The sequence below is a fragment of the Methylococcus capsulatus str. Texas = ATCC 19069 genome, from assembly GCF_000424685.1.
Classification (GTDB): domain Bacteria; phylum Pseudomonadota; class Gammaproteobacteria; order Methylococcales; family Methylococcaceae; genus Methylococcus; species Methylococcus capsulatus.
Genome location: NZ_KE384224.1, coordinates 427,081 through 451,199, shown reverse-complemented (window position 1 = coordinate 451,199; position 24,119 = coordinate 427,081). Strand labels below are relative to the sequence as shown.

General features: G+C 63.9%; 25 protein-coding genes. 11 read left to right on the top strand and 14 right to left on the bottom strand.

Going from position 1 to position 24,119, the window contains the following annotated elements; all coding sequences use genetic code 11:
- Positions 1–97 precede the first annotated feature (97 nt).
- Together H156_RS0113495 and H156_RS0113490 are read right to left on the bottom strand one after the other, a co-directional pair.
- Complete coding sequence (locus H156_RS0113495) at positions 98–1,687, bottom strand: efflux transporter outer membrane subunit (protein ID WP_238536890.1); 1,590 nt, start codon at positions 1,685–1,687, stop codon at positions 98–100.
- A 237-nt stretch (positions 1,688–1,924) separates the two neighbouring features.
- Positions 1,925–2,176, bottom strand: a complete 252-nt coding sequence (locus tag H156_RS0113490; protein ID WP_017365922.1) for a hypothetical protein — start codon at positions 2,174–2,176, stop codon at positions 1,925–1,927.
- A gap of 257 nt (positions 2,177–2,433) precedes the next feature.
- Here H156_RS0113490 and H156_RS0113485 point away from each other — a divergent pair, with 257 nt between their 5' ends.
- Entirely contained in the window at positions 2,434–3,318 is an 885-nt protein-coding gene (locus H156_RS0113485; RefSeq protein WP_161625748.1) for a RodZ domain-containing protein, read from the top strand.
- 263 nt (positions 3,319–3,581) lie between these two features.
- Here the strand turns inward: H156_RS0113485 and H156_RS0113480 are convergent, their stop codons facing one another.
- From H156_RS0113480 to H156_RS0113465, 4 genes are all read right to left on the bottom strand, one after another.
- Positions 3,582–4,667 (bottom strand): YkgJ family cysteine cluster protein, encoded by a 1,086-nt coding sequence (locus tag H156_RS0113480; RefSeq protein WP_017364117.1) that lies wholly within the window; start codon positions 4,665–4,667, stop codon positions 3,582–3,584.
- A gap of 62 nt (positions 4,668–4,729) precedes the next feature.
- Positions 4,730–5,233, bottom strand: a complete 504-nt coding sequence (locus tag H156_RS0113475; RefSeq protein WP_017364118.1) for a hypothetical protein — start codon at positions 5,231–5,233, stop codon at positions 4,730–4,732.
- A gap of 18 nt (positions 5,234–5,251) precedes the next feature.
- Complete coding sequence (locus tag H156_RS0113470) at positions 5,252–7,156, bottom strand: ATP-binding cassette domain-containing protein (protein WP_017364119.1); 1,905 nt, start codon at positions 7,154–7,156, stop codon at positions 5,252–5,254.
- A gap of 21 nt (positions 7,157–7,177) precedes the next feature.
- Positions 7,178–7,702, bottom strand: coding sequence for a YcxB family protein (locus H156_RS0113465; protein ID WP_017364120.1), 525 nt, complete (start codon positions 7,700–7,702; stop codon positions 7,178–7,180).
- A gap of 175 nt (positions 7,703–7,877) precedes the next feature.
- Between H156_RS0113465 and bfr the strand changes: the two genes are divergently transcribed.
- Positions 7,878–8,357, top strand: a complete 480-nt coding sequence (gene bfr / locus H156_RS0113460) for a bacterioferritin (protein ID WP_017364121.1) — start codon at positions 7,878–7,880, stop codon at positions 8,355–8,357.
- Positions 8,358–8,487: 130 nt separating this feature from the next.
- Positions 8,488–8,691, top strand: coding sequence for a (2Fe-2S)-binding protein (locus H156_RS0113455; protein ID WP_010960648.1), 204 nt, complete (start codon positions 8,488–8,490; stop codon positions 8,689–8,691).
- Positions 8,692–9,192: 501 nt separating this feature from the next.
- Here the strand turns inward: H156_RS0113455 and def are convergent.
- The 3 genes from def to H156_RS0113430 form a co-directional block, all read right to left on the bottom strand.
- Positions 9,193–9,768, bottom strand: a complete 576-nt coding sequence (gene def, locus H156_RS0113445; protein ID WP_017364593.1) for a peptide deformylase — start codon at positions 9,766–9,768, stop codon at positions 9,193–9,195.
- A gap of 1 nt (position 9,769) precedes the next feature.
- Entirely contained in the window at positions 9,770–10,591 is an 822-nt protein-coding gene (locus H156_RS0113440) for an NADPH-dependent oxidoreductase (RefSeq protein ID WP_017364594.1), read from the bottom strand.
- Positions 10,592–11,502: 911 nt separating this feature from the next.
- On the bottom strand, positions 11,503–13,233 hold the full coding sequence (locus tag H156_RS0113430; RefSeq protein WP_238536811.1) for an OprO/OprP family phosphate-selective porin: 1,731 nt from the start codon (positions 13,231–13,233) through the stop codon (positions 11,503–11,505).
- A 355-nt stretch (positions 13,234–13,588) separates the two neighbouring features.
- Between H156_RS0113430 and modA (H156_RS0113425) the strand changes: the two genes are divergently transcribed.
- The 6 genes from modA (H156_RS0113425) to H156_RS0113400 all read left to right on the top strand — a co-directional run bounded on the left by modA (H156_RS0113425) (position 13,589) and on the right by H156_RS0113400 (position 18,329).
- Positions 13,589–14,338: a molybdate ABC transporter substrate-binding protein gene (gene modA, locus H156_RS0113425; protein WP_017364597.1), complete on the top strand. Its 750-nt coding sequence runs from the start codon at positions 13,589–13,591 to the stop codon at positions 14,336–14,338.
- A gap of 29 nt (positions 14,339–14,367) precedes the next feature.
- Complete coding sequence (gene modA, locus H156_RS0113420; RefSeq protein WP_017364598.1) at positions 14,368–15,138, top strand: molybdate ABC transporter substrate-binding protein; 771 nt, start codon at positions 14,368–14,370, stop codon at positions 15,136–15,138.
- Between the two features lie 10 nt (positions 15,139–15,148).
- A complete protein-coding gene (gene modB, locus H156_RS0113415; protein ID WP_010960656.1) occupies positions 15,149–15,829 on the top strand; it encodes a molybdate ABC transporter permease subunit in 681 nt (226 codons plus the stop codon).
- Position 15,830: 1 nt separating this feature from the next.
- On the top strand, positions 15,831–16,901 hold the full coding sequence (modC, locus tag H156_RS0113410) for a molybdenum ABC transporter ATP-binding protein (RefSeq protein ID WP_010960657.1): 1,071 nt from the start codon (positions 15,831–15,833) through the stop codon (positions 16,899–16,901).
- A gap of 97 nt (positions 16,902–16,998) precedes the next feature.
- A complete protein-coding gene (locus H156_RS0113405) occupies positions 16,999–17,427 on the top strand; it encodes a TOBE domain-containing protein (RefSeq protein ID WP_017364599.1) in 429 nt (142 codons plus the stop codon).
- Between the two features lie 98 nt (positions 17,428–17,525).
- Entirely contained in the window at positions 17,526–18,329 is an 804-nt protein-coding gene (locus tag H156_RS0113400) for a sulfite exporter TauE/SafE family protein (protein WP_017364600.1), read from the top strand.
- Between the two features lie 47 nt (positions 18,330–18,376).
- Here the strand turns inward: H156_RS0113400 and htpX are convergent, their stop codons facing one another.
- Positions 18,377–19,261, bottom strand: a complete 885-nt coding sequence (htpX, locus tag H156_RS0113395) for a protease HtpX (RefSeq protein WP_010960660.1) — start codon at positions 19,259–19,261, stop codon at positions 18,377–18,379.
- A gap of 108 nt (positions 19,262–19,369) precedes the next feature.
- Here htpX and H156_RS0113390 point away from each other — a divergent pair, with 108 nt between their 5' ends.
- Complete coding sequence (locus tag H156_RS0113390) at positions 19,370–20,113, top strand: class I SAM-dependent methyltransferase (protein WP_017364601.1); 744 nt, start codon at positions 19,370–19,372, stop codon at positions 20,111–20,113.
- Positions 20,114–20,142: 29 nt separating this feature from the next.
- Complete coding sequence (gene radA / locus H156_RS0113385; RefSeq protein ID WP_017364602.1) at positions 20,143–21,486, top strand: DNA repair protein RadA; 1,344 nt, start codon at positions 20,143–20,145, stop codon at positions 21,484–21,486.
- A gap of 479 nt (positions 21,487–21,965) precedes the next feature.
- Here radA and H156_RS0113375 read toward each other — a convergent pair whose 3' ends face one another.
- The 4 genes from H156_RS0113375 to fdhD form a co-directional block, all read right to left on the bottom strand.
- The gene (locus H156_RS0113375; protein WP_017364604.1) at positions 21,966–22,463 is read right to left on the bottom strand and encodes an arsenate reductase ArsC; all 498 of its coding nucleotides are present in this window, start codon (positions 22,461–22,463) and stop codon (positions 21,966–21,968) included.
- Positions 22,460–22,801, bottom strand: a complete 342-nt coding sequence (locus tag H156_RS0113370) for an ArsR/SmtB family transcription factor (protein ID WP_017364605.1) — start codon at positions 22,799–22,801, stop codon at positions 22,460–22,462. The genes H156_RS0113375 and H156_RS0113370 overlap by 4 nt, the downstream gene beginning before the upstream one ends.
- Before the next feature lie 141 nt (positions 22,802–22,942).
- Positions 22,943–23,197: a formate dehydrogenase subunit delta gene (locus tag H156_RS0113365; protein WP_017364606.1), complete on the bottom strand. Its 255-nt coding sequence runs from the start codon at positions 23,195–23,197 to the stop codon at positions 22,943–22,945.
- On the bottom strand, positions 23,194–24,114 hold the full coding sequence (fdhD, locus tag H156_RS0113360; RefSeq protein WP_017364607.1) for a formate dehydrogenase accessory sulfurtransferase FdhD: 921 nt from the start codon (positions 24,112–24,114) through the stop codon (positions 23,194–23,196). The genes H156_RS0113365 and fdhD overlap by 4 nt, the downstream gene beginning before the upstream one ends.
- Positions 24,115–24,119: the final 5 nt, after the last annotated feature.

The following is a 24,119-nucleotide window of genomic DNA, read 5'->3' as shown; positions in this document are numbered from 1 at the left end:
AAGGGTCTCCCTGAAGTCGTTTCCGGTGGTGTTGGCAGAATCGGCTGGAGCACGGCTCGTCGCCAATGAGTCGAGAGTTTCGCGAAACTTTGCGGCCTTACCAGTCCGGCGCCCGGATGAGGCTGGACGGGGGAGTCTTGGGCACCGCCCCGGGTTTCAGCAGATCGCCCCAGTGGGTTCGCTCGGCCATCGCTTGCAGGATCGGCTCGGGCACGAATTCCTTGCCTTCGCGAATCTGCCAGCCGCCGCCCAGAGTGCGGTAGACGCCGACCAGGTTGGTGGCGATGTTGCCGAGGGTCTGGGCGAAATTGTCCTGCTGTTTCAGCAAGTCCTGCTCCGCCGTGAGTACCGTGGTGAAATCGGTGATGCCTTCGCGATACTGCAAGGTTGCCAGATCCAGCGAGCGCTGGGCGGCGGCGGTGCTCTCGGCCAGGAACTGTGCGGAATTCTGGGCCTTGAGGAAACCGATCAAGGCGCTCTCGGCCTCCTGCTGCGCCTTCAGCACGGTGTTCTGATAACTCAGGGCCAGCTCCTGGAAGCGGGCATCCTGGGCGCGGACCTGGTTGGTGAGCTGGCCATAATTGAACAGGTTCCACTGCACCGAGGGCCCGAAGGCGTAGTAGTGCTGGCCCCAGTTGAAGATATCGCTCAGGCTGTGGCCCTGGGAGTTGGTGGCAATGAAGCCGAAGCTGCCGCTGATCGAGAAGGCCGGATAGAGCGACGCCTTGGCGATGCCGATGCGGGCCGATTGCGCCGCGGCACTCCGTTCCGCACGGCGCACGTCCGGGCGGCGGCGCAGCAGGTCGGCGGGAATGCCGACGGCGACCTGGACCGGCGGCGCCGGAATTTGACCGAACTGCGCTTCGCCGCCCAGGGGCTCGTCCAGCTTCTCCGGCGTCATGCCGAGCAAGTAGCAAAGCGTGTTTTTTGCCTGCCGAAGCTGCCCTTCCAGCACCGGAATGGTGGCCTGGGTGCTGGCGAGCACGGTCCTGGCCTGTTCCACGTCGCGCTGGGTGCTGGTGCCGCCGTGGAATTTGGCGTCGGCGATGCGCAGGCTCTCGCTCTGGGTCGCGACGTTATGGCGGGCGATATCCAGGCGCTTTTCCAGGGTCCGGATCTGCACATAGGTGTTGGCCACGTCGGCGGTGAGGGTCACGAGGATGTCGTCGTACTCGGCGACGGATGCCATCAACTGCGCGTCGGCCGATTCGATGGCCCGGCGGTACTTGCCCCAGATGTCGATTTCCCAGTTCGACATGACGCCGATGCGGGTATACCAGAGGCTGTCGCCCATTCCCAGATTCCGCAGAAGAGGCATGCCGAAATCTTCGGTTTGGCCTTGGAACGCCTGGCTCTGCGGGAACAGATTGCCGGTCGCGATGCCCAGCTCCGCGCGCGAACCCAGGATGCGGACGGCGGCGATCTGTAGCGGAAGGTTCTGTGAATAGGCGGTTTCCACCAGCTTGTTCAGGACCGGATCCTTGAACACCCGCCACCACTCACGGAAATCGCCCTCCTTCCTGGAGACACGCGTGTCCTCGCTTTCGAGCCAGTCGGGGGAAACCCGGGTTTCGGGAGTCTGGTAATCCGGGCCGATCTTCGTGCTGCAACCGGCGGCGAGTACTGCCGGAACGATCAGAAGCAGCTGGCATCCGGCGTTTTTCAACAGATCGATTCTGGGCTCCATCCTGTACGGAATCCTGCATTGAAGGTCCTGGTGGGGGCGTGTTTCGGCGGCCGCGCGTCGGAACATGCCATGACGGCCGTCTAGCATGTCTCATGTCTCCCCGGGTGTCGAGCCGTGCCTCAGAAATGTCATCAATACGGCGGTATGTCCGATTGACCGGTTGCGCGCGCCGGCGCGCTCCGTCGGCTGCTGCTTCAGGAACACGAAGGGGCTCCCTCCCTTCGTGCCCGCATTCGCTTACATTTTTCCAAGCATGAACAACACCACGCCCGGCATCGCGAGCGCCGGTCCCCACCAGGCGCCGCCCAGGGTGGCCACGATGCCGGCTGCAAGAGCCAGGATGCCGATGGCCTGGAATTTTCCGCCGAGCTTCCGGATGGGAGGTTCGTTTTCGCCGGCGGATGATTCGGCCGATTTTCCGCAGCCTGGGCAGATGCTTGCTGGCGCGGAGATTTTGGTTCCGCAATGGACACAGTTGCCGAGTTCCATAGTTTTCTCCTCAAGATTTTGTATGCGGGCCCACGGCCCTTTGTCGTCTGGGCAAGGGAGACCACGCAGCCTCACGCCGGAACGATCGTCCGGTGCGGCTATTCTGACACCTCGGGAAGGGACGTGGCACGCAAGGCGCCTTGCACTCAGGAAAGCAGGGACGGAATCGAACTTGCAAAGGCGTGACCGTATGCGTTTGAATGCGCAGACGGGCGGGCGCTTACAATTATTCGTTTTTCGGAAGGCGGAACGACGACATGGGCGACACGAATGACGGTCTCGCAGAACGGCCGGGAGGAGAGAGCGCTGGGCAGCGGCTTCGAGCCGCCCGCGAGGCACGGAGGCAGGGGATCGACAAGGTGGCGCGCGAACTGCACCTGTCCGTGGGGACCGTCGGTGCTCTGGAGCGCGACGATTATGCCAGCCTGCCGCCTCCGGCTTTCGTGCGCGGCTATCTGCGCGGTTACGCGCGCTTGCTGGGACTGCCGGAGCAGGAAATCGTCGATGCCTACAACCGAGTCGCCGGGGGGGGATCGGATCCCGAGCCGGGAGCCGTGGTGCGCGGCCAGAGCGAGGCGAGCCCCACCTCCTGGTTCGGTCCGCTGGGACTGGTCCTGCTGGGCATGGCGGGTATCTGGGGCTACCAGCATTGGCGTTCGTCGCAGATTTCCGGGGAGGCTCCATCCCCGGTCGAGCTTTCCGAACCGGTACCGGTGGAACCGGCTGTGAACGGGACCGCCATGCCCGGGAGGGAGGAGGTAGCGCCCTCCACCGGCGGGCCTGCCCCCGCCTCGAACCCAATGGCAGCGGCCGACGCGCTGGGCTCGCCGGCCGCTTCGCCGTATCCGTCGACGCAACCGCAGCCCTCTCCACAGCCGCTGCGGCCGGAGGTGGATACTCTAACCCTGAGCTTTTCGGGGGAGTCCTGGGCCAGCGTCACGGATGCCGAGGGGAAAAAACTTCTTTTTGAAAACGTGACCGAGGGGCAGGTCAAGACCGTCCAGGGAAAGGCCCCGTTCAAGATAACCCTTGGCCGTCCCGCCGACACCCATTTGGAGTTTAACGGGCAGGCTTACGACCATGGGTACAAGACAAATCGTACCTCTGCCAGGTTCATCGTTCCCAGGAATGCGGGGCACTGACGCCAATGGCGTGACGCGGGATATTTCATGTGAAGGCGGGTGTCTGGCATTGCCAGAAGACCCTATCCTGCCAGGCGGAAACGAACGGTCCGTTTCGCCGATCCCCACCGTCCCGGCCGGCGCGGCAGGCACGAGAACACCCCTGGCCTGTTCCGCCCATGTCGTCCCGAGGGGACCGACCCGGTCGAGCTGCTCATCGATATTCAAGCCCACCCTTCCAATGGCCTTGCTTCAAGCGTCCCACTCGGTGTTTGGAACCGCCGTCACAGCGACAGGCCGACTCTCCGGCGGGCGTCCAGACAATTCGCACTGCCGGGTGTGAAATCTCGGCAGGTGCGGGGGCGGTCTTCATAAATCCGGCAGGCATAGGATTGGGCCGGATCGTTGCCGCCCGTCAGGGCGGCGCAGCGCTCGCCATCGCGGCGCAGTTTCCGGCGTTTCCCGGCGACGACGACCAGGTCGGGATGCAGGCGGACGAGTGGTTCGCGAGTCGACAATTCCACCGCTTGGTAGGCTTCCCGGCAGCAGGCGCCGCACGTGAGGCAATCGAGATCTTTCGCGGGCTCCCAGCGCATGCAGGCCGGCGCATCCGGAGCGAGGCGCACTTTCGGCGCATGCCGGCAGCGAATCCCCTGGCGAGCGACATATGACCAGGCGCAGCTGGCGCAGCCCTTGTCCGCCGGGTAGCGAGCGACGGCGGCATGGCCCGCCGGATGCAGAGGAGGGGGCGGTACCACCGTGCTCCACAGGGAAGTCATTCGCTCCTCGCCGGCGTCATCGCTTCGAATGTGGCGGGGAACGACGCCGGCAATGGCCGCGGTCGCCGCCAGAGCGGCTTGAAGGTGTGGAGCCCAGCGCGGCTGCGATGCGCGCCAGGCGGCCAGCCGGGCGGCGACACAGGACGGTTCGCGGCGGCCGCCTCTGTCCGACGGAGCCGTCATCGGGTCGTCACCGATGGTGGGCCAGAATTTGACGCGAAAGTCGGTGGTGGGGGCGAAAAAATCGCGCAGGCCCACGCCGTCGGCGAGATAGGCCTGCAGCCGGAGGCAGGCATGCTCGCGCCACAGGTGCCGGTTGCTGGTGTTGTCCAGACCCCAATCCACTTGGGCCTCACCGGCCTCGCCCTCCACCAGCGCATGGCACAGCTCGTGGAAGATCATCTGCGCGAGGGAATCGTCCGGGTCGAGCAAATCGTCGCTGCCGATCAGAATCGTGCCTTGTCCGTCCGTGGATGCATACACCTCGGAGCTGCGCGCAATGCGGAAGCCGACGTTTTCGGCGCAGGCGATCCAGATCCGCGCCAGGGGATCCTGGTAACGGTGATGAGGCTGGCGCAGGAATGCGGTCATGTGCCGGGAGCGACTGTGTGCAGTGAGAGGAGCAAGGCGGAAGGCGAGGATTGCCGATGCCGTCAAACGGACGTAGGGGGGAACAGCGTCATCATGACACTGTAGCTTCCCGCCACATACGCGACGGCGAGCAGCAAGCCGGTGGCCCAGGGTTGGGACAGCGCATGCCGGAAGATGTGCGCGACGACGGCGACGTGCCAGAGCATCATGCCGAACAACATGAGGTGGATACCGGCGGCGTCGGGCACCGCCAAGGTCCAGCCCACCAGAGGGATGGCGGGCGCGCTGATGACGACGTCGCTGCCGAGCATGGCAATGGCCGTCTTCTGCCAGCGTGGCGTTTTTTTGAAGAGGGCCAGCAGCAGCCAGACGAAACCGAGGAGCATCGCCAGTTCCGCCAGCGACTCGACGACTGCCGGCAGCCAGTCCACTTCCAGCCCGAGCAGGATGAAGCCGACGAGGAGGTAGGCTGCCGCCGTGAGCCACAGCAGCAGAAGGGACCGCGGGACATCCTGAGGCCCTTTGCGGAACAGGCAGATTTCGATGAACAGTCGGATCAGCGGCATGCGGGGTCTTCTCCGGATTCAGGCCATGTCGGTCTGCAGCTGTGCCTGTTCCAGCGCTTCGCTGGCGGCATACCAGGCCGCTTCGGCGCGGACCAGTGAAGCTTCCGCCTCGGCCTTCTCCAGCAGCAGGCGTTTGAGCCGGTCCCTGGCCTCCTCGGCATAAAGACCGGGATCGGCCAACTGGGATTCGAGTTCTTCCCGCCGCTTCGAGCAGTGCTCCAGTTCCGCTTCGGCACGTTCGAGCTGCAGGCGCAAAGGCCGGAGCCGCTGTCGTCTTTCGGCATCGGCCCGCCGGGTTTCGCGGCGGGACGTCCCCGCGTCGCGGTGGTCCTCGGCGCCGCTGGAGTTGGAGGAGGCGCGGTTGCGGAGCCAGGCGCGGTAGTCGTCCAGATCACCGTCGAATGGGGTGACCCTGCCATCGGCGACCAGGAAGAAATCATCTGCCACCGCGCGCAGCAGGTAGCTGTCGTGCGACACCAGCACGACCGCACCTTCGAAATCCTGCAGTGCCCGGATCAGCGCCAGCCGCATCTCCAGATCCAGATGGTTGGTCGGTTCGTCCAGCAACAGGAGGTTGGGTCGCTGGTAGACGAGAAGGGCCAGCACCAGTCGGGCTTTCTCGCCGCCTGAAAACCCGGCGACGGGTTCGAAAGTCCGTTCGCCGCTGAAGCCGAAGCCGCCGAGGAAATTGCGGATGTCCTTTTCGGAGGCCTTGCCGTCCAGACTCTGGACATGGAACACGGCGTTTTCCGCAGGGCGCAGCAGTTCCACCTGATGCTGGGCGAAATATCCCAGTCGCAGTTCGCCTGAAACCCGGCGCTCACCGCTCGAGGGCGGATGCAGCCCGGCCAGCAGCTTGATCAAGGTCGATTTGCCGGCGCCGTTGCGGCCCAGCAGGCCGACCCGGTCGCCCGGCATCAGCGACAGCCCGATGTTTTCCAAGAGCGTAACGCCTTCGTATCCCACCGTCACGTCTTCGGTCTGCAGCAACGGACGGGGCAGTTTTTCCGGCGGGCGGAAGGCGAATTCGAAGGGGGAATCCACATGGGCCAGTGAAATGACCTCCATCTTCGCCAGCAGTTTGAGCCGGCTCTGGGCCTGGCGCGCCTTGGTCGCCTTGGCACGGAACCGGTCGACGAACCCCTGCAGGCGGGCGATCTCGGCCTGCTGCCGGCGGAACGTCGCCTGGTTCTGTGCCAGCCGCTGGGCCCGTGCCCGTTCGAAGTCCGAAAAATTGCCCGTGTTGAGAATGACTTGGCCGTTTTCGATGTGGAGGATGTGGTCGGCCAGACCGTCGAGGAAGTCGCGGTCGTGCGAGACGAACAGCAGGGTGCCGGGATAGCCGGCCAGCCATTCCTGCAACCACAGCACGGCGTCGAGGTCGAGGTGGTTGGTGGGCTCGTCGAGCAGCAGGAGATCCGAGCGGCCCATCAGCGCGCGGCCCAGCGCGAGCCGCATGCGCCAGCCGCCAGAAAAGGCGTCGACCGGACGCTCCCCGTCGCCCGCTGCGAAGCCCAGACCGGCGAGCAACCGCCCGGCCTTGGCTCTGGCCTGATAGCCGCCGATCGCCTCGTAACGGGCATGGGCGCGGGCCAGTGCAAGGCCGTCTCCGGAGGCTTCGGCCGAGGCGATCTCGCGTTCGACTTCCCGCAGCTCGGTGTCGCCATCCATGATGAACTCGATCGCAGCCCGTGTGTCCGATGGCGTTTCCTGGGCGACATGGGCGATGACCCAGTTCGGCGGGAGCCGGATTTCGCCGGCGTCGGTCTGCCTGCTCCCGGTCACCAACCCGAACAGGCTGGACTTGCCGACGCCGTTGGCGCCGGTCACGCCGACTTTCTGGCCGGGAAAGATGTTGAACGAGGCGTGCTCGAACAGGCTCCGACCGCCGATCCTGAGGGTGACCTCGTGAAACTCGATCATCGTGAGACAGACACGGCCGCTTCAGTCCGCCGCGGCGATCCGTTCGTCCGCCGCCTTTACGAAATCGCGCAGCTTTGCGGCATTGGTCGTGGCCCGCGGTACGATCAGCGCCTCGTCGATCGCAACGAAAATGAACGCGTATTTGTCGGTGAGTTCGATCCGCAGGATTTCACTCCAGGGAATCCGAGTCTCCTCGCCGTCCAGCTTCTTTTCGATCAGCGCGTCCCTGGCCACGCTCAGCCGGTAGCGACCCAGGATGCGGCGCTTGTCTTCCTGCGAGTACATCGCGAGCAGCTGTTTGCGGGTGGTCCAGCGTATGTAGGCAGGGACCAGAAAGCCCCATGCCAGCGCTATGACGCCCACGTAGGCTGCGGATACCATGTCCTGGTAATAGAACCAGAGAAACAGCGAAATGGCGACGAAAAATGCCGGGATCGTGGCCTGATGCCGTTGCCGCCGCTTCTTCAGCGCCTTGGTCTCCCGTATCTGATGATCGCTGAAAGCCAGCAGATCCCGTTCGCGCAGTTCGTACTCGATTTCGTTCATTGGTTCAGGTGGTCCGGTCGCCGATGTGGTGGTCTTCTTGTTGCGTGCGCCGCGGATCGGGCGTAGGTTCGAATGTGGCAGGGCTTTTTCTGGCTGACTAGTATACGTAATTCTGTTTCAATTACGTACGACAACCACAAAGGCCCTGAAGGGCGGCGTTTCGGGAGAAGGGGAAATGCAAGGTCAGCCTGAGGTGATAACGGCACTGAATCGGCTGCTGGCGGGCGAGCTCGCCGCGATCGACCAGTATTTCATCCACGCGATGATGTACCGGGACTGGGGTTTTCATGTGCTGTATGAGCACACCGCCCACGAAATGCAGGAGGAGCAGGCTCATGCCAGCGCGCTGATCCGGCGTATCCTGTTCCTGGAAGGGGTTCCGGACGTGGGTGCCCGGGATCCGATCCATGTCGGACGGAACGTGCCGGAGATGCTGAGGAACGACCTCGGCGTCGAACACGCCGTCATCGGCCATCTCCGCGAGGTGATCGGCCTGTGCGAGGAAAAGGGCGACTACGAGACCCGGCGCATCCTGCAGGTTCTGCTCGACGACACCGAGGAGGATCACTGTCTGTGGCTGGAGATCCAGCTTCGGCTGATCGAGAGCATCGGTCTGGAGAATTATCTGCAAAGCCAAACGGAAGAGGGGGTTTAGGCACTGTTTCGGTCGCCGGATGGGGAATGCTGTCTTGCCGATTCGGGAACAAAATTTTTTCGTTTCTTGTTTGAGAAACGTTCTCAGTTCTGATATTCTAAGCTCGTCTCCAGTCTTGAGGCCCATGCTTATGTATGTCTGCATCTGTAGGAGCGTCACTGACCGCCAGGTTCGGGAAGTCGTCACTCGCCACGGCGCGTACAATCTGCGCACCTTGCGGACGCGCCTGGACGCCTGCAGCCAGTGCGGGAAATGCGCGCTGGAAGTCAAGACGCTGATCCAGGAAACCCTGGCGGAGAACGCCGTATTGGAACAGCAGAACATGGCCGCCTGAGTATCGCTTCGGTTCGGTGGTGACGTTCCCCTATGGGTCGGGCAGACGGGCGAGCGAGGAACCATTCCAGCAGCCGGACCATTCCCGACGGAACCGACCACCCCGAGGGTCTGACGATGGATGGCCTGGGTCAGACGCACTTCCCCCTCCTCGATTTCCTTCTGCTGCCGTAATCCGGTCTCGCGCACCTGACCGGCGGTCGCCACGTCCTTCGACTGGGAACAGCGGTCCTCCAGATGCTCGAAGACTTCGGCGATCGGTTTGACGCGCGTCTTGTCCTCGCCCGCCACGGTCAGTTGTTCTTAGAGTCCTGGCGCTACGCTCATGGCCGTTCCGGAAACCGCTCGCGTCGCGGTTTGGCATGGGTCCGCCCGCCCATGAGCCCGAAAGGTCACGGTTCATCCCATTGCCTCGACCCCGGCTCCACCCCCGGGGCGCAATTGGCCTCGGTTCCATTTGCCGTTGTGGTAATGCTGCCGGCTTGGCAGCCCGCCATTGCTATCAGCTGGTTTCGATGTCGCCGTAACGGACGTGGTTGGGCTGGGTAGTGAAACTGCGTGGGTCCATGCGGTCGATGTAGAGCCTCCCGTGCAGGTGGTCGATCTCGTGCTGCAGGATGCGGGCATACCAGCCGCTGGCCTCGATGGTCTGCGGTTCCCCCCGGTGGTCCAGGCAGGATACCCGCACCCAGCGGGCACGCTCCACCCGTGCGCTGAAGCCCGCGAGGCTGAGGCAGCCTTCGTGGAAGACGTCGGTCTCTTCCGAGCGGGCGACGATTTCCGGGTTGACGATGACGTGGAAGGGTACCGGTTCGCGTCCTCGCGCCGCCAGTTCCTCGGCAGACAGACCCCTATGGTAGTCGGCGCGGTCTTCGATGACGGCCAGTTGCAGACCCTGGCCGATCTGCGGCGCGGCGAGTCCCACGCCCGGCGCGTCGCGCATCGTCTCGCGCATGTGCCCGATCAGCGCCTGGACCGCGGCGCTGCGGATTTCTTCCGGGCTCAAGGGACGCGCCCGCTGCCGCAGCAGCGGTTCGCCGGCCTGGACGATCTTCAATCTGAGGGCAAGGCCGTCCATGTCAGCGCAGTTCGAAGCCGAGGGCGTTCAGGGCCGCCTTGAGCCGGTCGCGGCCGGACAGCTTGGCAGGACCGGAGATGCGCGAGGCGGAGTGTTTCGACCAGTCACCCCCGACCGCCATGTTCTGTTCGGCATAGAACTCCGACATCGTGGCGTTGTAACGCTCCACCGCCTCGTCCTGGCTTTCCAGGGCATAGGTTTCCCGGTGCAGCACCGCGTTCTGGGGCAGACGCGGCTTGATGGCGGGGAGGGCGGCCGGGTCGGGGTGGCCGACGCACAGGCCGAAGACTGCGAAAACCCCCCGAGGCAGGCCGAGTTCCGCCGCCACCCGTTCCGGGTGGTTGCGCATCGCGCCGATGTAGACAGTGCCCAGCCCCAGCGATTCCGCGGCGACCACGGCGTTCTGCGCCGCCAGGGCAGCGTCGACCACGGCCATGGTGTACATCTCCAGATAGTCCAGTCCCTCGGCGGCGATGCCGCGCCGGGCGGCGATCCGCCGCAGACGGGCGTGGTCGGCCAGCCAGACCAGGAACAACGGTGCCTGGACGATGTGGGTCTGGTTGCCGGCAAGCTCGGCGAGGAGGGCGCGCCGCGCGCCGTCTTCGACCGCGACCACGCTCCAGAGCTGGAGGTTGGACGAACTGGCGGCGGATTGAGCCGCAGCGACCAGGGCTTCCAGCGTGCCAGGCGCCAAGGGCTCGGCGGTGTAGGCGCGGACCGATCGGTGGGAAAGCAGGTGTTCCACGACAGCGTTCGCGGCGATGGCCGGCACGGGTTCATGCCTGCCGTAACGTGAAGCGAGTAGCGTTGGGATCGAGCTCATGGTTTTCGATCGATGGTTCAGAGGGGCCGTCCTCCCGCCAAGCCGGTGCGCTTGCGCACGCGCCGCGATTCAACGGGGAACGGGGTTCGCACAAGCACGGCGGCCTGGTCGTCCCGGCACACGATGCCGCCCACGCGCCGCCGGTGGCGATAGGCGAGACGCGGGTCCAGCGGGTGGCCAGCGACCGCTCTATCAGGGCTACGCTCTCCCGCGGCTCCCAGCCGGCGATTTCGGTGGCTGCGCCGAGATACGGCAGCGTCCTGCCGCTCTCGGGATGGGTGTGCGCCAGTGGGTGGGGGGGGAAATCCTCCCGGCTGGCTGGGGCGGCCGGGTCGAGTCTATAGCGGGGTCGCGGGTCGCCCGGCTTGCGCTCGAGGGGATTGTAGGCGATGAGCTGCAGGCCGTCGATGAGGCGGCGCTCGGTGGCATCGCCCCGGTTTCCGCCATTTCCAGCTCATACAGCGGCGGGCCGGCGGAAGGAAGGGGCGTTCCTTGATGACGAAATGGGCGGAGCAGGCGAGGGGGGCCGTGCCTGCCGCGCCGGTCCGCTCCCGGTGTCGGCCCGTTTCCTCGCCCGGGTCATGGGGCAGCGTCTTCTACATGGGTCCCTGCACGCGATCAAGGGCCGCGGTCGGTTCCTCCGGGGCCCGCCCGACGGGCTTCGTACTCCCACGTCCCATCCCCGTTGCACCTGGGGTTCCCGGCTGACCGGCGATGGTGCGCGACACGGCGTGGGAGCGAAGCCACGCCCGCTGTCCCCCTCTCCTCGCATCGGCATGATCGTCGCTCGTTCCTCGGCACCCGGTCGTGCGTGCTTCGTTCCCATCGCAACACCTTGAGGAGATGGTCTTCGAGTCCGCCCATGAAAACATACCGCAAGCGGCATGCGGCACGCCTGCCGGGGCGAACACCTAAAACGCGATCTGAAACCGCGTAAACCATGCCTGTTCTTGCCGGCGATTTTCGCCCTTCAATCCGCCGCCGCCGGTGAACCAGGTGTTGCTGTAATCGGTCTGGAACTTCATGAACGGGTTCAGATACCAGTTGAGTGCCGTAGTGAAGGTATTGGCGCCCGAGACAGAGGTGAGCGGGTTGGCGAGGGTGGCGTCCTTGCCGTTCGCGCCTTTGAACGGCTCGAAGGCGTGGGAGTCCATGGTGAGGCCGGTCCAGCGGCCGGCGAGCACGAAAGCGCCCCAGTTGCCCGCCAGCGGATCGAAATTGTTCTGGGGCTTGATACCGAAGAACCCGTCCCGTTCCCCGGTGAGCACATAGCTGGCCTCCAGGTTCCACGCCCGGTTGTTCATGCTGGTCTCGTAAGTGGTGGACTTGGTGCCAGAAGTGCTCGTGGCCAGCACCTCATGGTTGGTCCAGATGTATTCGCCGAGCAGGCCGAACGGACCATAGTACCAGTAGGCCTGCGGGTAATAGCGGTAGGCGTTGCCGTTGGCGACGACCGACGAGGTGTTGGTGCCGCTGCCGCCGTAGTTGAAGATGGTCTGCTGGCCGACGCTGATCAGCTTGTTGAGCGTTTGGCTGATCGGGTTGCCCCAGGTGCCGGCGACGCCGATCCCCAGACCCTCCAGCGGTTCGATGCCGCTCTTGAGGAAGGGATGGGAGAAGATGCGGGCGGCGATGTCCTTCTCTTGGTCCACTTCCACGTCGCTCTGGCTGACCGGCGTGCTGTCGCCGGTGCCGTTGAACCAGCCGAACTCGTAGGAAATCCAGTCGCGGAACACCGGCTGGATCGAGTACTGAGGCTTGTATCCCGGATAGCCGATCTGTCCGTGGAGCATGGCGCCGACGTCGCGGTTGGGCGCGATCTGGGCGGGATATCCACGCTCCACGAAATCCAGGTTGGTCGCGGTCTTGTAGCGTTCCAAACTCATGGGCACGCGCATCTTTCCCACCTGCAGGGCGGCTTCCGGGATGTAATGGGCGTCGATGAATGCGTCGAACAACTGGAGCTGGCTGTTGGCGAAATCGGGCGATACCCGCCAGTCGACCCATTTGAACAGCTGGCCTTCCAGGGTAAGGCGGGCGCGCCGGATCAACGCCGAATCGGTGAGATTCGAGCCCGGATTCTTGGTCTTGTTGGAGCCGTCGAAGAAAGCCCGGAAATCGGTCTGCAGGTAGCCGCGCAGGGCGAGCTTGTAGTTGCCGTCGGCGGAAGACCAGGCGATGCCGCGGTCGCCGATCTCCATGAGCGTGCTTTTCTTGGCTTTCTCCTCCGCTGCGGCCTTCTGGGCTTCAGTGGCTTTTTCCAGGGTCGTGACCCGCTCGTGCAGTTCAGTGACCTTGTTGGGGTCGAAGCCTTCGGTCGGCCATTGCTGGAAGCTGCTGACCCAGCTTTCCAGTTCCTTGTCGGCCTTGGCTTGGGCCGATTTGTCGGTCTGTTCGCCTGCCGGTTTGGCGGGTCTGGCGCCAGCACTGGCGGTTGCGGCAACGACCCTTTGCGTTGCCGCCAGTTTTTGTCTCAGGTCGGCGTTTTCCTGCTCGGACTTGTCCAGTTTCTTTTCGAGCTGCAGCATGCGCTGCTCCATGGCCTGCAAACGTTCTTCCATGGTCATCGCGGCAAGCGCCGGTGTCTGAAGCAAGGCAGGGCCTGCAGCCATCAGCAAGGGGGGCAGTCGTCTGGCTCTCATGTGACGGATTCCTTGGGCATTGGGTGTTATCGATTCGAAATGTTGGTGTAGATATAACGATTGGAAAGCCATTGCCGTCTGAACGGCGAAAAAAACCTTTCACCTGGAAGGGTAAGGCGTGGCCGTGAAAAAGGCGATACGGCGATTCATCAACGATTTGTTTCCAAACTGTAATATGATCGACTCTCCAGTCGGCGTGTAAGATAGCCGCAGTCTTCGGCAAGATACGTTCATCGATATATCCAAAAAAAACGATCGAGCCAGGAATCGTCCTGGTGCCTCCGGCGAGCTTCCATCGCCGGGGTGAACGACTCTGCGGGAGGGAACGCCTGCTCACACTTTGGAGAAATGTGCCATGAAATCCCTGAAAATTCTGCTGTTGCATTTGTGCGTCCTGGTTATTCCGGAATCCTGGGGTGCCGAGGTGAACGTGGCCGTCGCCGCCAATTTCACCGGCCCGATGGAAAAGATCGCCTCGGCTTTCCAGAAGGCGAGCGGGCATAAGGCGGTGATCGCCTACGGCACGGTCGGAAAGTTCTACGCACAGATCAAGAACGATGCGCCTTTCGAGGTGCTGGTTTCTTCCGATGCCGAAACCCCGAGCCGTTTGGAGAAGGACGGGCTGGCGATCCCTGCAAGCCGCTTCACCTATGCCATCGGCAAGCTCGTGCTGTGGAGCGCCAAGCCCGGTGTCGTCGACGACAAAGGGGAGGTACTCAAACGGGGTGCGTTCCAGCATTTGGCGCTGGCGAACCCGAAGATGGCTGTTTACGGCGCTGCGGCGGTCGAGGTCATGAACAAGCTGGGTGTGGCTGCGGCGCTCGAGTCCAAGTTCGTGCTGGGAGAGAGCATCACGCAAGCCTACCAGTTCACGGCCAGCGGTAACGCGGAGCTGGGCTTCGTCGCTTTGTCGCAGATATATCAGGATGGCCGTTTCGCGCCTGGATCGTATTGGCTGGTGCCGACGGAACTGTATCCGCAGCTCAAGCAGGAAGCGGTGTTGCTCGTCAAAGGGAAAAACAACGCCGCCGCCCAGGCCCTCCTCACCTATTTGAAAAGTGATGCGGCCAGGCAGGTCATTCGCGCCTACGGTTACGAACTTTGATCCCGAATACAAAACAAGGAGAAAATGCAATGAGCTTCATCAAAACGCTACTGGCCGCATGCTTCCTGCTCTCGACCAGCGCAGCCCACGCCGGGAAGATCACGGTCGCGGCGGCGGCCGATCTCAAATTCGCGATGGATGAGATCGTCGCGACCTTCAAGAAATCCAATGCCGGCGAGGAGGTGGAGGTGATCTATGGCTCCTCCGGCAAATTCCACACCCAGATTCAGGAGGGGGCGCCCTACGACCTTTATTTTTCCGCCGACATCGATTTTCCCCGTGAACTGGTGAAAAAAGGCTTGGCCGCCTCGGAAGTCAAACCTTACGCTTTCGGCCGGATCGTGTTGTGGAGTGCGACCCTCGATGCGACCAAAATGAATCTGACCAGTCTTGCCGATCCCAAGATCGCCCGCATCGCCATCGCCAACCCCAAGCATGCGCCTTACGGCAAGCGGGCCGAAGAGGCATTGCGTGCAGCGGGCATGTGGGACAAGGTGGAGCCGAAACTGGTGTACGGCGAGAATATCGCGGCCACGGCGCAGTTCGTACAGACGGGCAACGCTCAGATCGGCATCATCGCGCTGTCCCTCGCGCTGAATCCGGAGCTGGCGAACAAGGGAGGCTACTGGCTGATTCCGGATTCCCTGCATGAACCTCTCGAACAGGGTTACATCATCACCAAGCGGGCGGAGAACAATCCCTTGGCCAAACGTTTCGCCGACTACATGAGTAGCAAGCCGGCTCGCGCCGTGATGACACGGTACGGTTTCGTGCTGCCGGGCGAGAATCTGAAAAAATAGGAGCCCCGGGATGTTCCTGTCCGACAGCGATCTGCAGGCGATCTGGCTCACCGTCAGGCTGGCGAGCATCGTCACCGCGATCCTGCTCCTCGTCGGGACGCCCATCGCCTGGTGGCTGGCGCGTACGCGATCGAAATGGAAGGGGCCGATCGGCGCCGTGGTGGCCTTGCCCCTGGTGCTGCCGCCATCGGTGCTGGGATTCTACCTGCTGTTGGCGATGGGGCCACATGGCCCGGTCGGTTACCTGACCCGAGAGTTGGGCATCGGCCCGCTGCCGTTCACGTTCTGGGGACTGGTGCTGGCCTCGGTATTCTATTCATTGCCTTTCATGGTTCAGCCGGTGCAGAACGCCTTCGAGGCCATCGGCGACCGGCCGCTGGAAGTGGCCGCGACACTGCGTGCCGCGCCGATGGATGCTTTCTTCAGCGTCGCACTGCCGTTGGCGCTGCCGGGTTTCCTCACCGCCGCCATTCTGACGTTCGCCCACACCGTCGGGGAGTTCGGCGTCGTGCTGATGATAGGCGGCAACATACCGGGCGTGACGCGGGTGGCCTCGGTGCAGATTTACGACCATGTCGAGGCGTTGGAGTATGCCCAGGCCCACCGGCTGGCTGCGGTGATGCTGATGTTTTCCTTTCTGGTTCTGCTGGCGCTCTATGCTTGGCGGCCCAATCCCAAGAAGGCCGGATGACATGGAGGACATTCACGCGCGCTTTCACATCGACTGGCCGGGTTTCCGGCTCGACGTCGACCTCACTTTGCCCGGACGGGGAGTGACGGCCTTGTTCGGCCATTCCGGTTCGGGAAAGACCACGCTCCTGCGCTGCATCGCAGGCATCGAACGTGTCTCGGCCGGCCGCCTGACGTTCAACGGCGAAGTCTGGCAGGATGAAAAAATCTGGGTTCCTACCCACAAGCGGCCGCTGGGCTATGTTTTCCAGGAGGCCAGCCTGTTTCCTCATCTGACCGTGCTCGGCAATCTGCGTTTCGGGATGAAGCGGGCGTCGGGGCCGGTACGGGTGAGCCTGGATCAGGCCGTGGAACTCCTGGGGATTGGCCATCTCCTCGACCGCAAGCCGGACCGGCTGTCCGGCGGAGAGCGCCAGCGTGTCGCCATCGCCCGGGCGCTGGCCGTCAGCCCGCGGGTCCTGCTCATGGACGAGCCGCTGGCTGCGCTCGATCTCAAGCGCAAGCAGGAAATCCTGCCCTACCTCGAGCGCCTGCATGACGAACTCGACATTCCGGTCCTATACGTGAGTCATTCTCCCGATGAGGTGGCTAGGCTGGCGGATCACCTCGTTGCGATGGAGGAGGGGCGGGTGATCGCCGCCGGGCCCCTGAAAGAAACCCTCGCCCGGCTCGATCTGCCCATCCGGCTCGGCGAGGATGCCGGGGCCGTGCTGGATGCCGTGGTGGGGGAGCGGGACGAGTCCTGGCATCTGGCGCGCTTGGATTTTCCCGGCGGCAGTTTGTGGACCAGGGATAGGGGGATTCCGGTGGGACGCAAGATCAGGGTGCGCGTGCTGGCCCGCGACGTCAGCCTGGCCCGGCAACGGCAGGAGGAAACCAGTGTGCTCAACCTGCTGCGGGGACGGGTGGATGCGATCGAGGACGAAGACCATCCGGGATTGGCGCTGGTACGGGTTCGGGTGGGAGAATCGCCATTGCTTGCGCGGTTGACGAAGCGCTCCGCCTCGGCGCTCGGCATCGTCCGAGGCCAGGAGGTATGGGTCCAGGTGAAGTCCGTCGCTTTGATGGAATGAACCGGCGGCGGTATCGTCCCTGTTCGCTGTGACGGAGGTTGCCGCTACTTCCGGAAATCACATTGTCTGGCGGCTAACGAGGCAAAGGAGTCGAGTCATGAAAACGAGTGCACGAAATCAGTTTTTCGGCAAGATCACAGCCGTCAACGTCGGCGCGGTCAATGCCGAAGTGGCCGTGGGACTCAAAGGAGGACAGAGCATCGTTGCGGCGATCACCAAGGAGTCGGCGGAGAAGCTCGGGGTCAAAGTGGGCGGCGATGCCGTCGCGCTGGTCAAGGCGCCCCAGGTCATCGTCGTGACGGACAACGCCGGCTACCGCCTGTCCGCCCGCAACCAGTTGAGCGGCACCGTGAGCCGCATTCACAAGGGCGCGGTCAATTCGGACGTCATCATCGATCTGGGCGGCGGCGAGACCGTGGCCGCGACGATCACCAACGACAGCCTTGAAGCATTGGGGCTGGCGGAGGGCCAGACCGCGATGGCGGTATTCAAGGCCGGCTCGGTCATTCTCGGCGTGGCGGCCTAAGACGCAATCGGCCGCTCCGTCCCAGACCTGGGCCGGAGCGGACTTTCCAATCCCTATGTGACCTGGGCTCAAGCAGGAAGCCCGGGGGCAATCAGCACATGCTTTCCAGAACCCGAGATGTTTGTACGCCGTTCGCCGCGTTCGGGAGCGGTGCCGCGATCGGTATGCTGGGGGGGCTGATCGGCATCGGCGGAGCAGAGTTTCGGCTCCCTCTGCTGATCGGTCTGTTCGGTTTCGGTGCGCTGGAGGCGGTCATACTGAACAAGGCGATGAGCCTCATCGTAGTGGCAGCCGCCTTGCCGTTCCGCGCCGGCGCGGTCCCCTTTTCCAGCGTACTGTCGCATGGGGACGTCGTCCTCACGCTGCTGTCCGGAAGTCTCGGCGGGGCCTGGATCGGCGCTGGTTGGGCGACGCGGCTCCAGTCGCGGATTCTCTACCGGGTAATAGCAGTACTGTTGGTGGGAATCGCAGCGGCCTTGCTTTGGGGGCATGATGTGGAGTCCGGATCGGCCGCCCGGCTGGAGGGCATCGCCCTGGTCTTGGCCGGTGCGCTGGCCGGTGTCGGCATCGGAATGGTCGCGGCGGTTCTGGGTGTTGCGGGAGGCGAACTGCTCATACCCACCCTGGTGCTGCTGTTCGGACTGGATCTCAAACTCGCCGGCAGCCTGTCCCTCGCCGTAAGTCTGCCCACCATGGTGACGAGCTTTGCCCGCTACAGTCGCGACCGAAGCTTCGCGGTGATCGCCGCGCAACGCCGTTTCATCGCCCTCATGGCCCTGGGATCGCTCGCCGGGGTCTGGCTGGGCGGCCTGCTGCTCGGTGTGGTTCCTATGGCCTGGCTGTTGCCGGTGTTGGCGGCGATTCTGGTGCTGTCGGCCGTCAAGATGTGGCGCCATGGCTGACCCCCTCGCACACGAGGAGAGGGTCAGGACGGCACCGAAGGCGTGGCTCAGCGCAGGTTCTGCAGCGCGGCGATGCGCTCTTCCAGCGGCGGATGGCTCATGAACAGCCGGCTCAGGCCGCCGCCACCGCTGATGCCGAAGGCCGCGAGCTGACCGGGAAGGTCGTGCGGCTCCCGTGCCCGTTGGAGTGCTCGCAGAGCATCGATCATCTTGCCTCGACCGGCCAGGCGGGCGCCACCGGCATCGGCGCGGAACTCGCGCCAGCGCGAGAACCACATCACGATCATGGTGGCGAGGATCGACAGTATGATCTGCGCGATCATCTGGGTGATGTAATAAGCCGGGCCGTAGCCGCCGCGGTCGTCCTCCGAGCGGAACAGCACACGGTCGACCAGATGGCCGGCCACCGTGGCGAAGAAATATACGAAAGTGTTGACCACACCCTGGAGCAGGCCCATGGTCACCATGTCGCCGTTGGCGACGTGGCTCATCTCATGGCCGAGCACGGCCTCGACTTCGTCCGGGTTCATGTTCTGCAACAGGCCGGTGCTGACCGCGACCAGCGAGCTGTTCTTGCTGGCTCCGGTAGCGAAGGCGTTCGGTTCGGGGGAGTCGAAGATGCCGACTTCCGGCATGCCGAGCCCGAGCTGCCGGGCCTGGCGGGCGACGGTGTCGATCAGCCAGCTCTCGGTACTGTTGGACGGCCGTTCGATGACGAAGACGCCCATAGACTGTTTCGCCATCCATTTGGACATCAGCAGCGAGATGAAGGACCCGCTCATGCCCATGACGGCGGAGAACACCAGCAGGCTGTCGAGATCCAGGTTGACGCCCTGCTGTGCCAGCAACTGGCCCAGGCCGAGCACGTTGAAAACGATGCTGATCAGCACCAGTACGGCGGCGTTGGTCAGCAGGAACAAAAGGATGCGCATGGCGGGAATCCCCGTGGTTGGTTTGAGTGCTACCATAATCTGCGGCGCCCGCATGAAAAATCAAGCGGGCCACGGTTTTCTTCCAGAGGTGGGGTGTCTTCAGTTCCCATGAACGCGATTTCCAGTTTGCACACTGCCGAGCGGCTGTTTTCCGGCCCGATAGCCGAAGAGTACGAGAAGCTTGCATTGATCTGTCCGGCTGCTGCGGACATGAGCCGGCGCGTAGGAGAGTTCGTGGCCGGATGGCTGCGCGGACGGGCAGTCCCGGACGACGCATTGGAACTCGGTTGCGGCACCGGCGTGACGACCGCAGCCTTGCTCGCGGCACTGGACGAGGTGCCGCTGACGGCCGTCGACTCCGAGCCGTCCATGCTGGTGCAGGCGGGGGCGAATCTGGCGTCCTGGATCGAGGCGGGGCGCTTGCGGCTGGTCGAGAACGATGCCCTGTCGTTTCTCCGTAACCAGGCCGATGACAGTTTCGAGGTCATCGCTTCCGCCTTCACCCTGCATAACTTCATGAACGGCTACAGGCGCGAAGTGCTGCAGGAAATCTTCCGCGTGCTCAAGCCCGGTGGGCTGTTCGTGAACGGCGACCGCTATGGATTGGACGATACCCTGGAACACACCCGGCTCATCCAGGAAGAGGTCAAACAGTATTTCAAGGTATTCCGGGAACTGAACCGCATCGATCTGCTGGAGCACTGGATCGTCCATTTGTTCAGCGACGAATCGCCCGACCGCGTGATGCGGCTGGCTCCCAGCCTCGACGCGATGGCGGAGATCGGCTTCCATCCGGTGAGCGTGCATTATCGCGACGAGGTCAATGCCCTGGTGACGGGGAGCAAGCCCTGAGCGCCGCCAGAGGGTCCAAGGCGGGCAGGGTGGTCTACCGCTGCACCGGGTGTGGCCAGAGTCAGCCCAAATGGTCCGGCCAGTGCGGTGGCTGCGGCCAGTGGAACACCCTGGTCGAAGAAATCGAAGCGCCGGCGGTCGGCAGGCGTCGGGCCGGCTACGCCGGTGCGGCGGAGGGCAGCATGCCGGTGTCGTTGGCCGAGGTGTCCCGCGAGGACCTCTCGCGCGTCACCAGCGGACTGGGCGAGCTCGACCGGGTGCTCGGCGGCGGGGTGGTGCCGGGGTCGGCGATCCTGCTGGGCGGCGATCCCGGTATCGGCAAATCCACATTGCTGTTGCAGACCCTGGCCTATCTGGGAAAGAGCGCCCGCACACTGTATGTGACCGGCGAGGAATCGCTCAGCCAGGTCAGTCTCCGGGCCCATCGCCTGGGACTGGACGGTCACGGCATTCAGGCACTGGCCGAGACCTCGCTGGAACGCATCCTCGACACCGCGGAGCGGCACAAGCCAGAGGTGCTGGTGGTCGATTCGATCCAGACCGTATACAGTGAAGCCTTGCAGTCCGCGCCCGGTTCAGTGGGGCAGGTGCGGGAATGCGCGGCGCAACTGGTGCGCTACGCCAAGCAGAGTTCGACCACCGTGTTCCTGGTCGGGCACGTCACCAAGGAGGGCGCGCTGGCCGGCCCCCGGGTGCTGGAGCACATGGTCGATACCGTGCTGTATTTCGAGGGGGATGCTTCCAGCCGCTACCGGGTGGTGCGCTCGTTCAAGAACCGCTTCGGCGCGGTCAACGAACTGGGCGTCTTCGCCATGACCGAGACCGGGCTCAAGGAAGTCCGCAACCCTTCGGCCATCTTCCTGTCGCGAGGCGATGAGGACATGCCGGGCAGCATCGTCACCGTGACCCGGGAAGGCAGCCGGCCTTTATTGGTCGAAGTCCAAGCCCTGGTCGACGAATCCCATCTCCAGTCCCCGCGACGGCTGGTGGTGGGCATGGAAATGAACCGGCTGGCGATGCTGCTGGCCGTGCTCCACCGCCATGGCGGCGTGCCGGTCGCCGCTCAGGATGTATTCGTCAATCTGGTCGGCGGTGTCCGTCTCACCGAAACCGCCGGCGACCTCGCCATCGCCTGCGCCGTCGTCTCCAGTTTCCGCGACCGCCCCGTGCCCGGCGAGTGGGTCATCTTCGGCGAACTCGGTCTCAATGGTGAAATCCGTCCCGTCCCCAACGGCGAAGAGCGCCTGCGCGAAGCCGCCAAGCACGGCTTCAAGTACGCCCTGGTGCCCGCCAAGAACGCGCCGAAGCAGGGTGTGCCGGGAGTTTCCATCATCGCTGCAAGGAATCTGCGGGAAGCGATCAACGCGCTTTGACGGCGCGCTTCTCACCGGCGCGTCTGCCGGGTCCGGAGCCGACGCCAACGGGTGAGCGAAACCTGAGCGCCGCGGAAGGACCCGCCGACCCCATCTTGTTCGCCTTGCTTGGCTTGCTCCGGTTGCATGCTGATGCCGCAAGGTGGGCCGTCGACGTCTTCCGCTCCCACCGTATCGATATCGACACCGACCACCCGCGCGATTTCCCTCCAAGAGGATTTCGATTCCGTACGCATCCGTAGCGCCCGCCGTCGCATTTCGTCCTGGACTTCACAGGATGATTTCCGGACACAGATTCTGCCCGATGTCACATCACCAACCGCTCTTCGATGGCCGGGTTAGTAAACCATATCGCCGTTGGCCTCCCCGGATTTGCTGCCCGGTCCTTCAGCGGACACGCCGTGCCTGGGCAAGCTCGCCAGCGCATGGCGGTTGACCTTTCCGGTTGGATGGCTCTCTGCGCTCCTGTGCGGCTTGTGTCAAGCCGTCCGTCCGATGTCGCGAAGCTTCCGCTCCAGGGCGAGCCGTTCCAGGCTGTGGGGGTTGAGGGCGGTGAACAGGGTGATGCGCCGTTCGAGAAGCGCGAAGGTCTGGGCAAATGCGAACCGTCGCTCGCTTTCAGAACCTTCGACGGCCGCCGGATCGGGCAATCCCCAATGGGCGGTGATCGGCTGGCCGGGCCAGACCGGGCATACTTCGCCGGCGGCGTTATCGCAGACCGTGATGACGAAATCCAGCGGCGGTGCCCCTGGGACAGCGAACTCGTCCCAGCTTTTGCTGTGTGCCTCGTCCGCCGGAACGCCTTCTTTGGCCAGCCGTTCCAACGCTAGCGGATTGACGCGACCGGTCGGATGGCTGCCGGCGCTGTAGGCACGAAAACGTCCCTTGCCGAGATGGTTGAGCAGCGCCTCTGCCATGATGCTGCGGGCCGAATTGCCGGTACACAGGAAAAGCACGTTGTAGGTTCTCTCGCTCATTCAGGAGTCTCCTGATCGGTAGCGCATCGAATCGGGGTGGACGTCGTACAGGGGGCGCCGCGGCAGCAGTTCTCGGTCAAAAACCCGATCAGCTCGTTCATTACCTCGAAATTCGCCGAATAGATGACATAACGGCTTTCCTGACGTGATCTGACGAGACCGGCATGGACCAACTCCTTGAGATGGAAGGACAACGATGAAGGGGCGATTCCCAGGGCTTCGGCGATTCGGCCGGCGGAAAAACCCTCCGGCCCGGCCTGGATCAACAACCGGAATACGGCCAGACGGGATTCTTGCGCCAGGGCGGCAAGGGCAATCACGACGGACTTCGATTCCATTTTTCCATGATTATGGAAGTATCGATTAAAAGCAAGACGCTCGCGGCATCCTTGTCCGGCTTGCAGGGGATGAAACCGACCCCGCGGCAAGACGGGGCCGGAAGGGGAGCGTGCCGGTGCTACGCGGTGGTGGAAAACCGGTCAGGCCGCATTCTTCTGTTGCTCGTTCATGAGCACGGCCACGGCTTCACGTGCCAGCGGGCTCAGTCCTTCGCCGCCGGCCTGGAGGTGGGCGATGATCTGGCGGCGCATCCGGGGCTCCCAGAACTTGTGCAGATGATCGACCACGCCCTGAACGGCTACGGCGTGGTCGGGCTCCGCCTGGAAAAAGGCGCCGATGTTGTTTGCCATCTTGACGAGATTTTCGCTGTGCATATGCAGGTAGGGCCCCTTCATTTGGGTGTTGTGAGTTGGAAACTCGCTTGTTGTTCGAGCAGCCGGTGGGGGTGGCTATAAACCACGCATGTCTCGCCGCGGACGAAACCGGCCAGGGTCAGGCCGGTTTCCAGCGCGAGCCGGACGGCGAGGCCGGTGGGTGCCGAAATCGCGGCCAGGAAGCCGATGCCGGCCTCCGCGCATTTCTGTACCATCTCATAGCTGGCGCGGCTGGTGACCAGGACGAAGCCGTCGTTGCGCGATGTGCGGGTTTTCGCCAAGACCCCGATCAGTTTGTCCAAGGCATTGTGGCGGCCCACGTCTTCCCGAAGATGGACGAGCCCCCGACCGGGCACGATCCAGGCCGCGGCGTGGACCGCACCGGTCAGCGAATTGATGTCCTGTCGTGCCCGCAGTTCATCCTGGGCGCGGCGCAGATCGGCCATCGACACGACCGTGCCCGCTCCCACCCGCGGAGGGCGGCGCACCGCTTGCTGCAGGGTCGCCGAACCGCACAGGCCGCAGCCGGTACGCCCAGTGAGATTGCGCTCCTTGCCCGGCAGGACGGCGAAACGCTCCTCGGTGATGCGTAGCCTCACCTCGATGCCTTCGCTGCGGTTGTGGGGGCGGACCGCTAGGATCTCGGACGGCGAGCGGACGATGCCCTCGGTCAGACTGAAACCGATCGCGAAATCCTCCAGGTCCAGGGGCGTCGCCAGCATGACCACATGCGGCACCCCGTTGTAGACCAGCGCAACGGGCACCTCCTCGGCCACTTCGTCGGTTTCGACGCTGACGACCCCGTCACGCAGGCGCTGGACCGTGACCCGGCAGTGGCTGGGCCGGCTGCCGTCTTCCGGGGTCCATGCACCCGGCGCACCTTCTGTGCTGGCCGGGCGAAGGACCGGATCCGAGACGGTCGCGGCCGGATCCGTCATCCCGA

Excerpts from the sequence above, each read along its gene's own strand:
- H156_RS0113495 (WP_238536890.1), bottom strand. The coding sequence starts at position 1,687 with ATGGAGCCCAGAATCGATCTGTTGAAAAACGCCGGATGCCAGCTGCTT.
- H156_RS0113490 (WP_017365922.1), bottom strand. The coding sequence starts at position 2,176 with ATGGAACTCGGCAACTGTGTCCATTGCGGAACCAAAATCTCCGCGCCA.
- H156_RS0113485 (WP_161625748.1), top strand. The coding sequence starts at position 2,434 with ATGGGCGACACGAATGACGGTCTCGCAGAACGGCCGGGAGGAGAGAGC.
- H156_RS0113480 (WP_017364117.1), bottom strand. The coding sequence starts at position 4,667 with ATGACCGCATTCCTGCGCCAGCCTCATCACCGTTACCAGGATCCCCTG.
- H156_RS0113475 (WP_017364118.1), bottom strand. The coding sequence starts at position 5,233 with ATGCCGCTGATCCGACTGTTCATCGAAATCTGCCTGTTCCGCAAAGGG.
- H156_RS0113470 (WP_017364119.1), bottom strand. The coding sequence starts at position 7,156 with ATGATCGAGTTTCACGAGGTCACCCTCAGGATCGGCGGTCGGAGCCTG.
- H156_RS0113465 (WP_017364120.1), bottom strand. The coding sequence starts at position 7,702 with ATGAACGAAATCGAGTACGAACTGCGCGAACGGGATCTGCTGGCTTTC.
- bfr (WP_017364121.1), top strand. The coding sequence starts at position 7,878 with ATGCAAGGTCAGCCTGAGGTGATAACGGCACTGAATCGGCTGCTGGCG.
- H156_RS0113455 (WP_010960648.1), top strand. The coding sequence starts at position 8,488 with ATGTATGTCTGCATCTGTAGGAGCGTCACTGACCGCCAGGTTCGGGAA.
- def (WP_017364593.1), bottom strand. The coding sequence starts at position 9,768 with ATGGACGGCCTTGCCCTCAGATTGAAGATCGTCCAGGCCGGCGAACCG.
- H156_RS0113440 (WP_017364594.1), bottom strand. The coding sequence starts at position 10,591 with ATGAGCTCGATCCCAACGCTACTCGCTTCACGTTACGGCAGGCATGAA.
- H156_RS0113430 (WP_238536811.1), bottom strand. The coding sequence starts at position 13,233 with ATGAGAGCCAGACGACTGCCCCCCTTGCTGATGGCTGCAGGCCCTGCC.
- modA (WP_017364597.1), top strand. The coding sequence starts at position 13,589 with ATGAAATCCCTGAAAATTCTGCTGTTGCATTTGTGCGTCCTGGTTATT.
- modA (WP_017364598.1), top strand. The coding sequence starts at position 14,368 with ATGAGCTTCATCAAAACGCTACTGGCCGCATGCTTCCTGCTCTCGACC.
- modB (WP_010960656.1), top strand. The coding sequence starts at position 15,149 with ATGTTCCTGTCCGACAGCGATCTGCAGGCGATCTGGCTCACCGTCAGG.
- modC (WP_010960657.1), top strand. The coding sequence starts at position 15,831 with ATGGAGGACATTCACGCGCGCTTTCACATCGACTGGCCGGGTTTCCGG.
- H156_RS0113405 (WP_017364599.1), top strand. The coding sequence starts at position 16,999 with ATGAAAACGAGTGCACGAAATCAGTTTTTCGGCAAGATCACAGCCGTC.
- H156_RS0113400 (WP_017364600.1), top strand. The coding sequence starts at position 17,526 with ATGCTTTCCAGAACCCGAGATGTTTGTACGCCGTTCGCCGCGTTCGGG.
- htpX (WP_010960660.1), bottom strand. The coding sequence starts at position 19,261 with ATGCGCATCCTTTTGTTCCTGCTGACCAACGCCGCCGTACTGGTGCTG.
- H156_RS0113390 (WP_017364601.1), top strand. The coding sequence starts at position 19,370 with ATGAACGCGATTTCCAGTTTGCACACTGCCGAGCGGCTGTTTTCCGGC.
- H156_RS0113375 (WP_017364604.1), bottom strand. The coding sequence starts at position 22,463 with ATGAGCGAGAGAACCTACAACGTGCTTTTCCTGTGTACCGGCAATTCG.
- H156_RS0113370 (WP_017364605.1), bottom strand. The coding sequence starts at position 22,801 with ATGGAATCGAAGTCCGTCGTGATTGCCCTTGCCGCCCTGGCGCAAGAA.
- H156_RS0113365 (WP_017364606.1), bottom strand. The coding sequence starts at position 23,197 with ATGAAGGGGCCCTACCTGCATATGCACAGCGAAAATCTCGTCAAGATG.
- fdhD (WP_017364607.1), bottom strand. The coding sequence starts at position 24,114 with ATGACGGATCCGGCCGCGACCGTCTCGGATCCGGTCCTTCGCCCGGCC.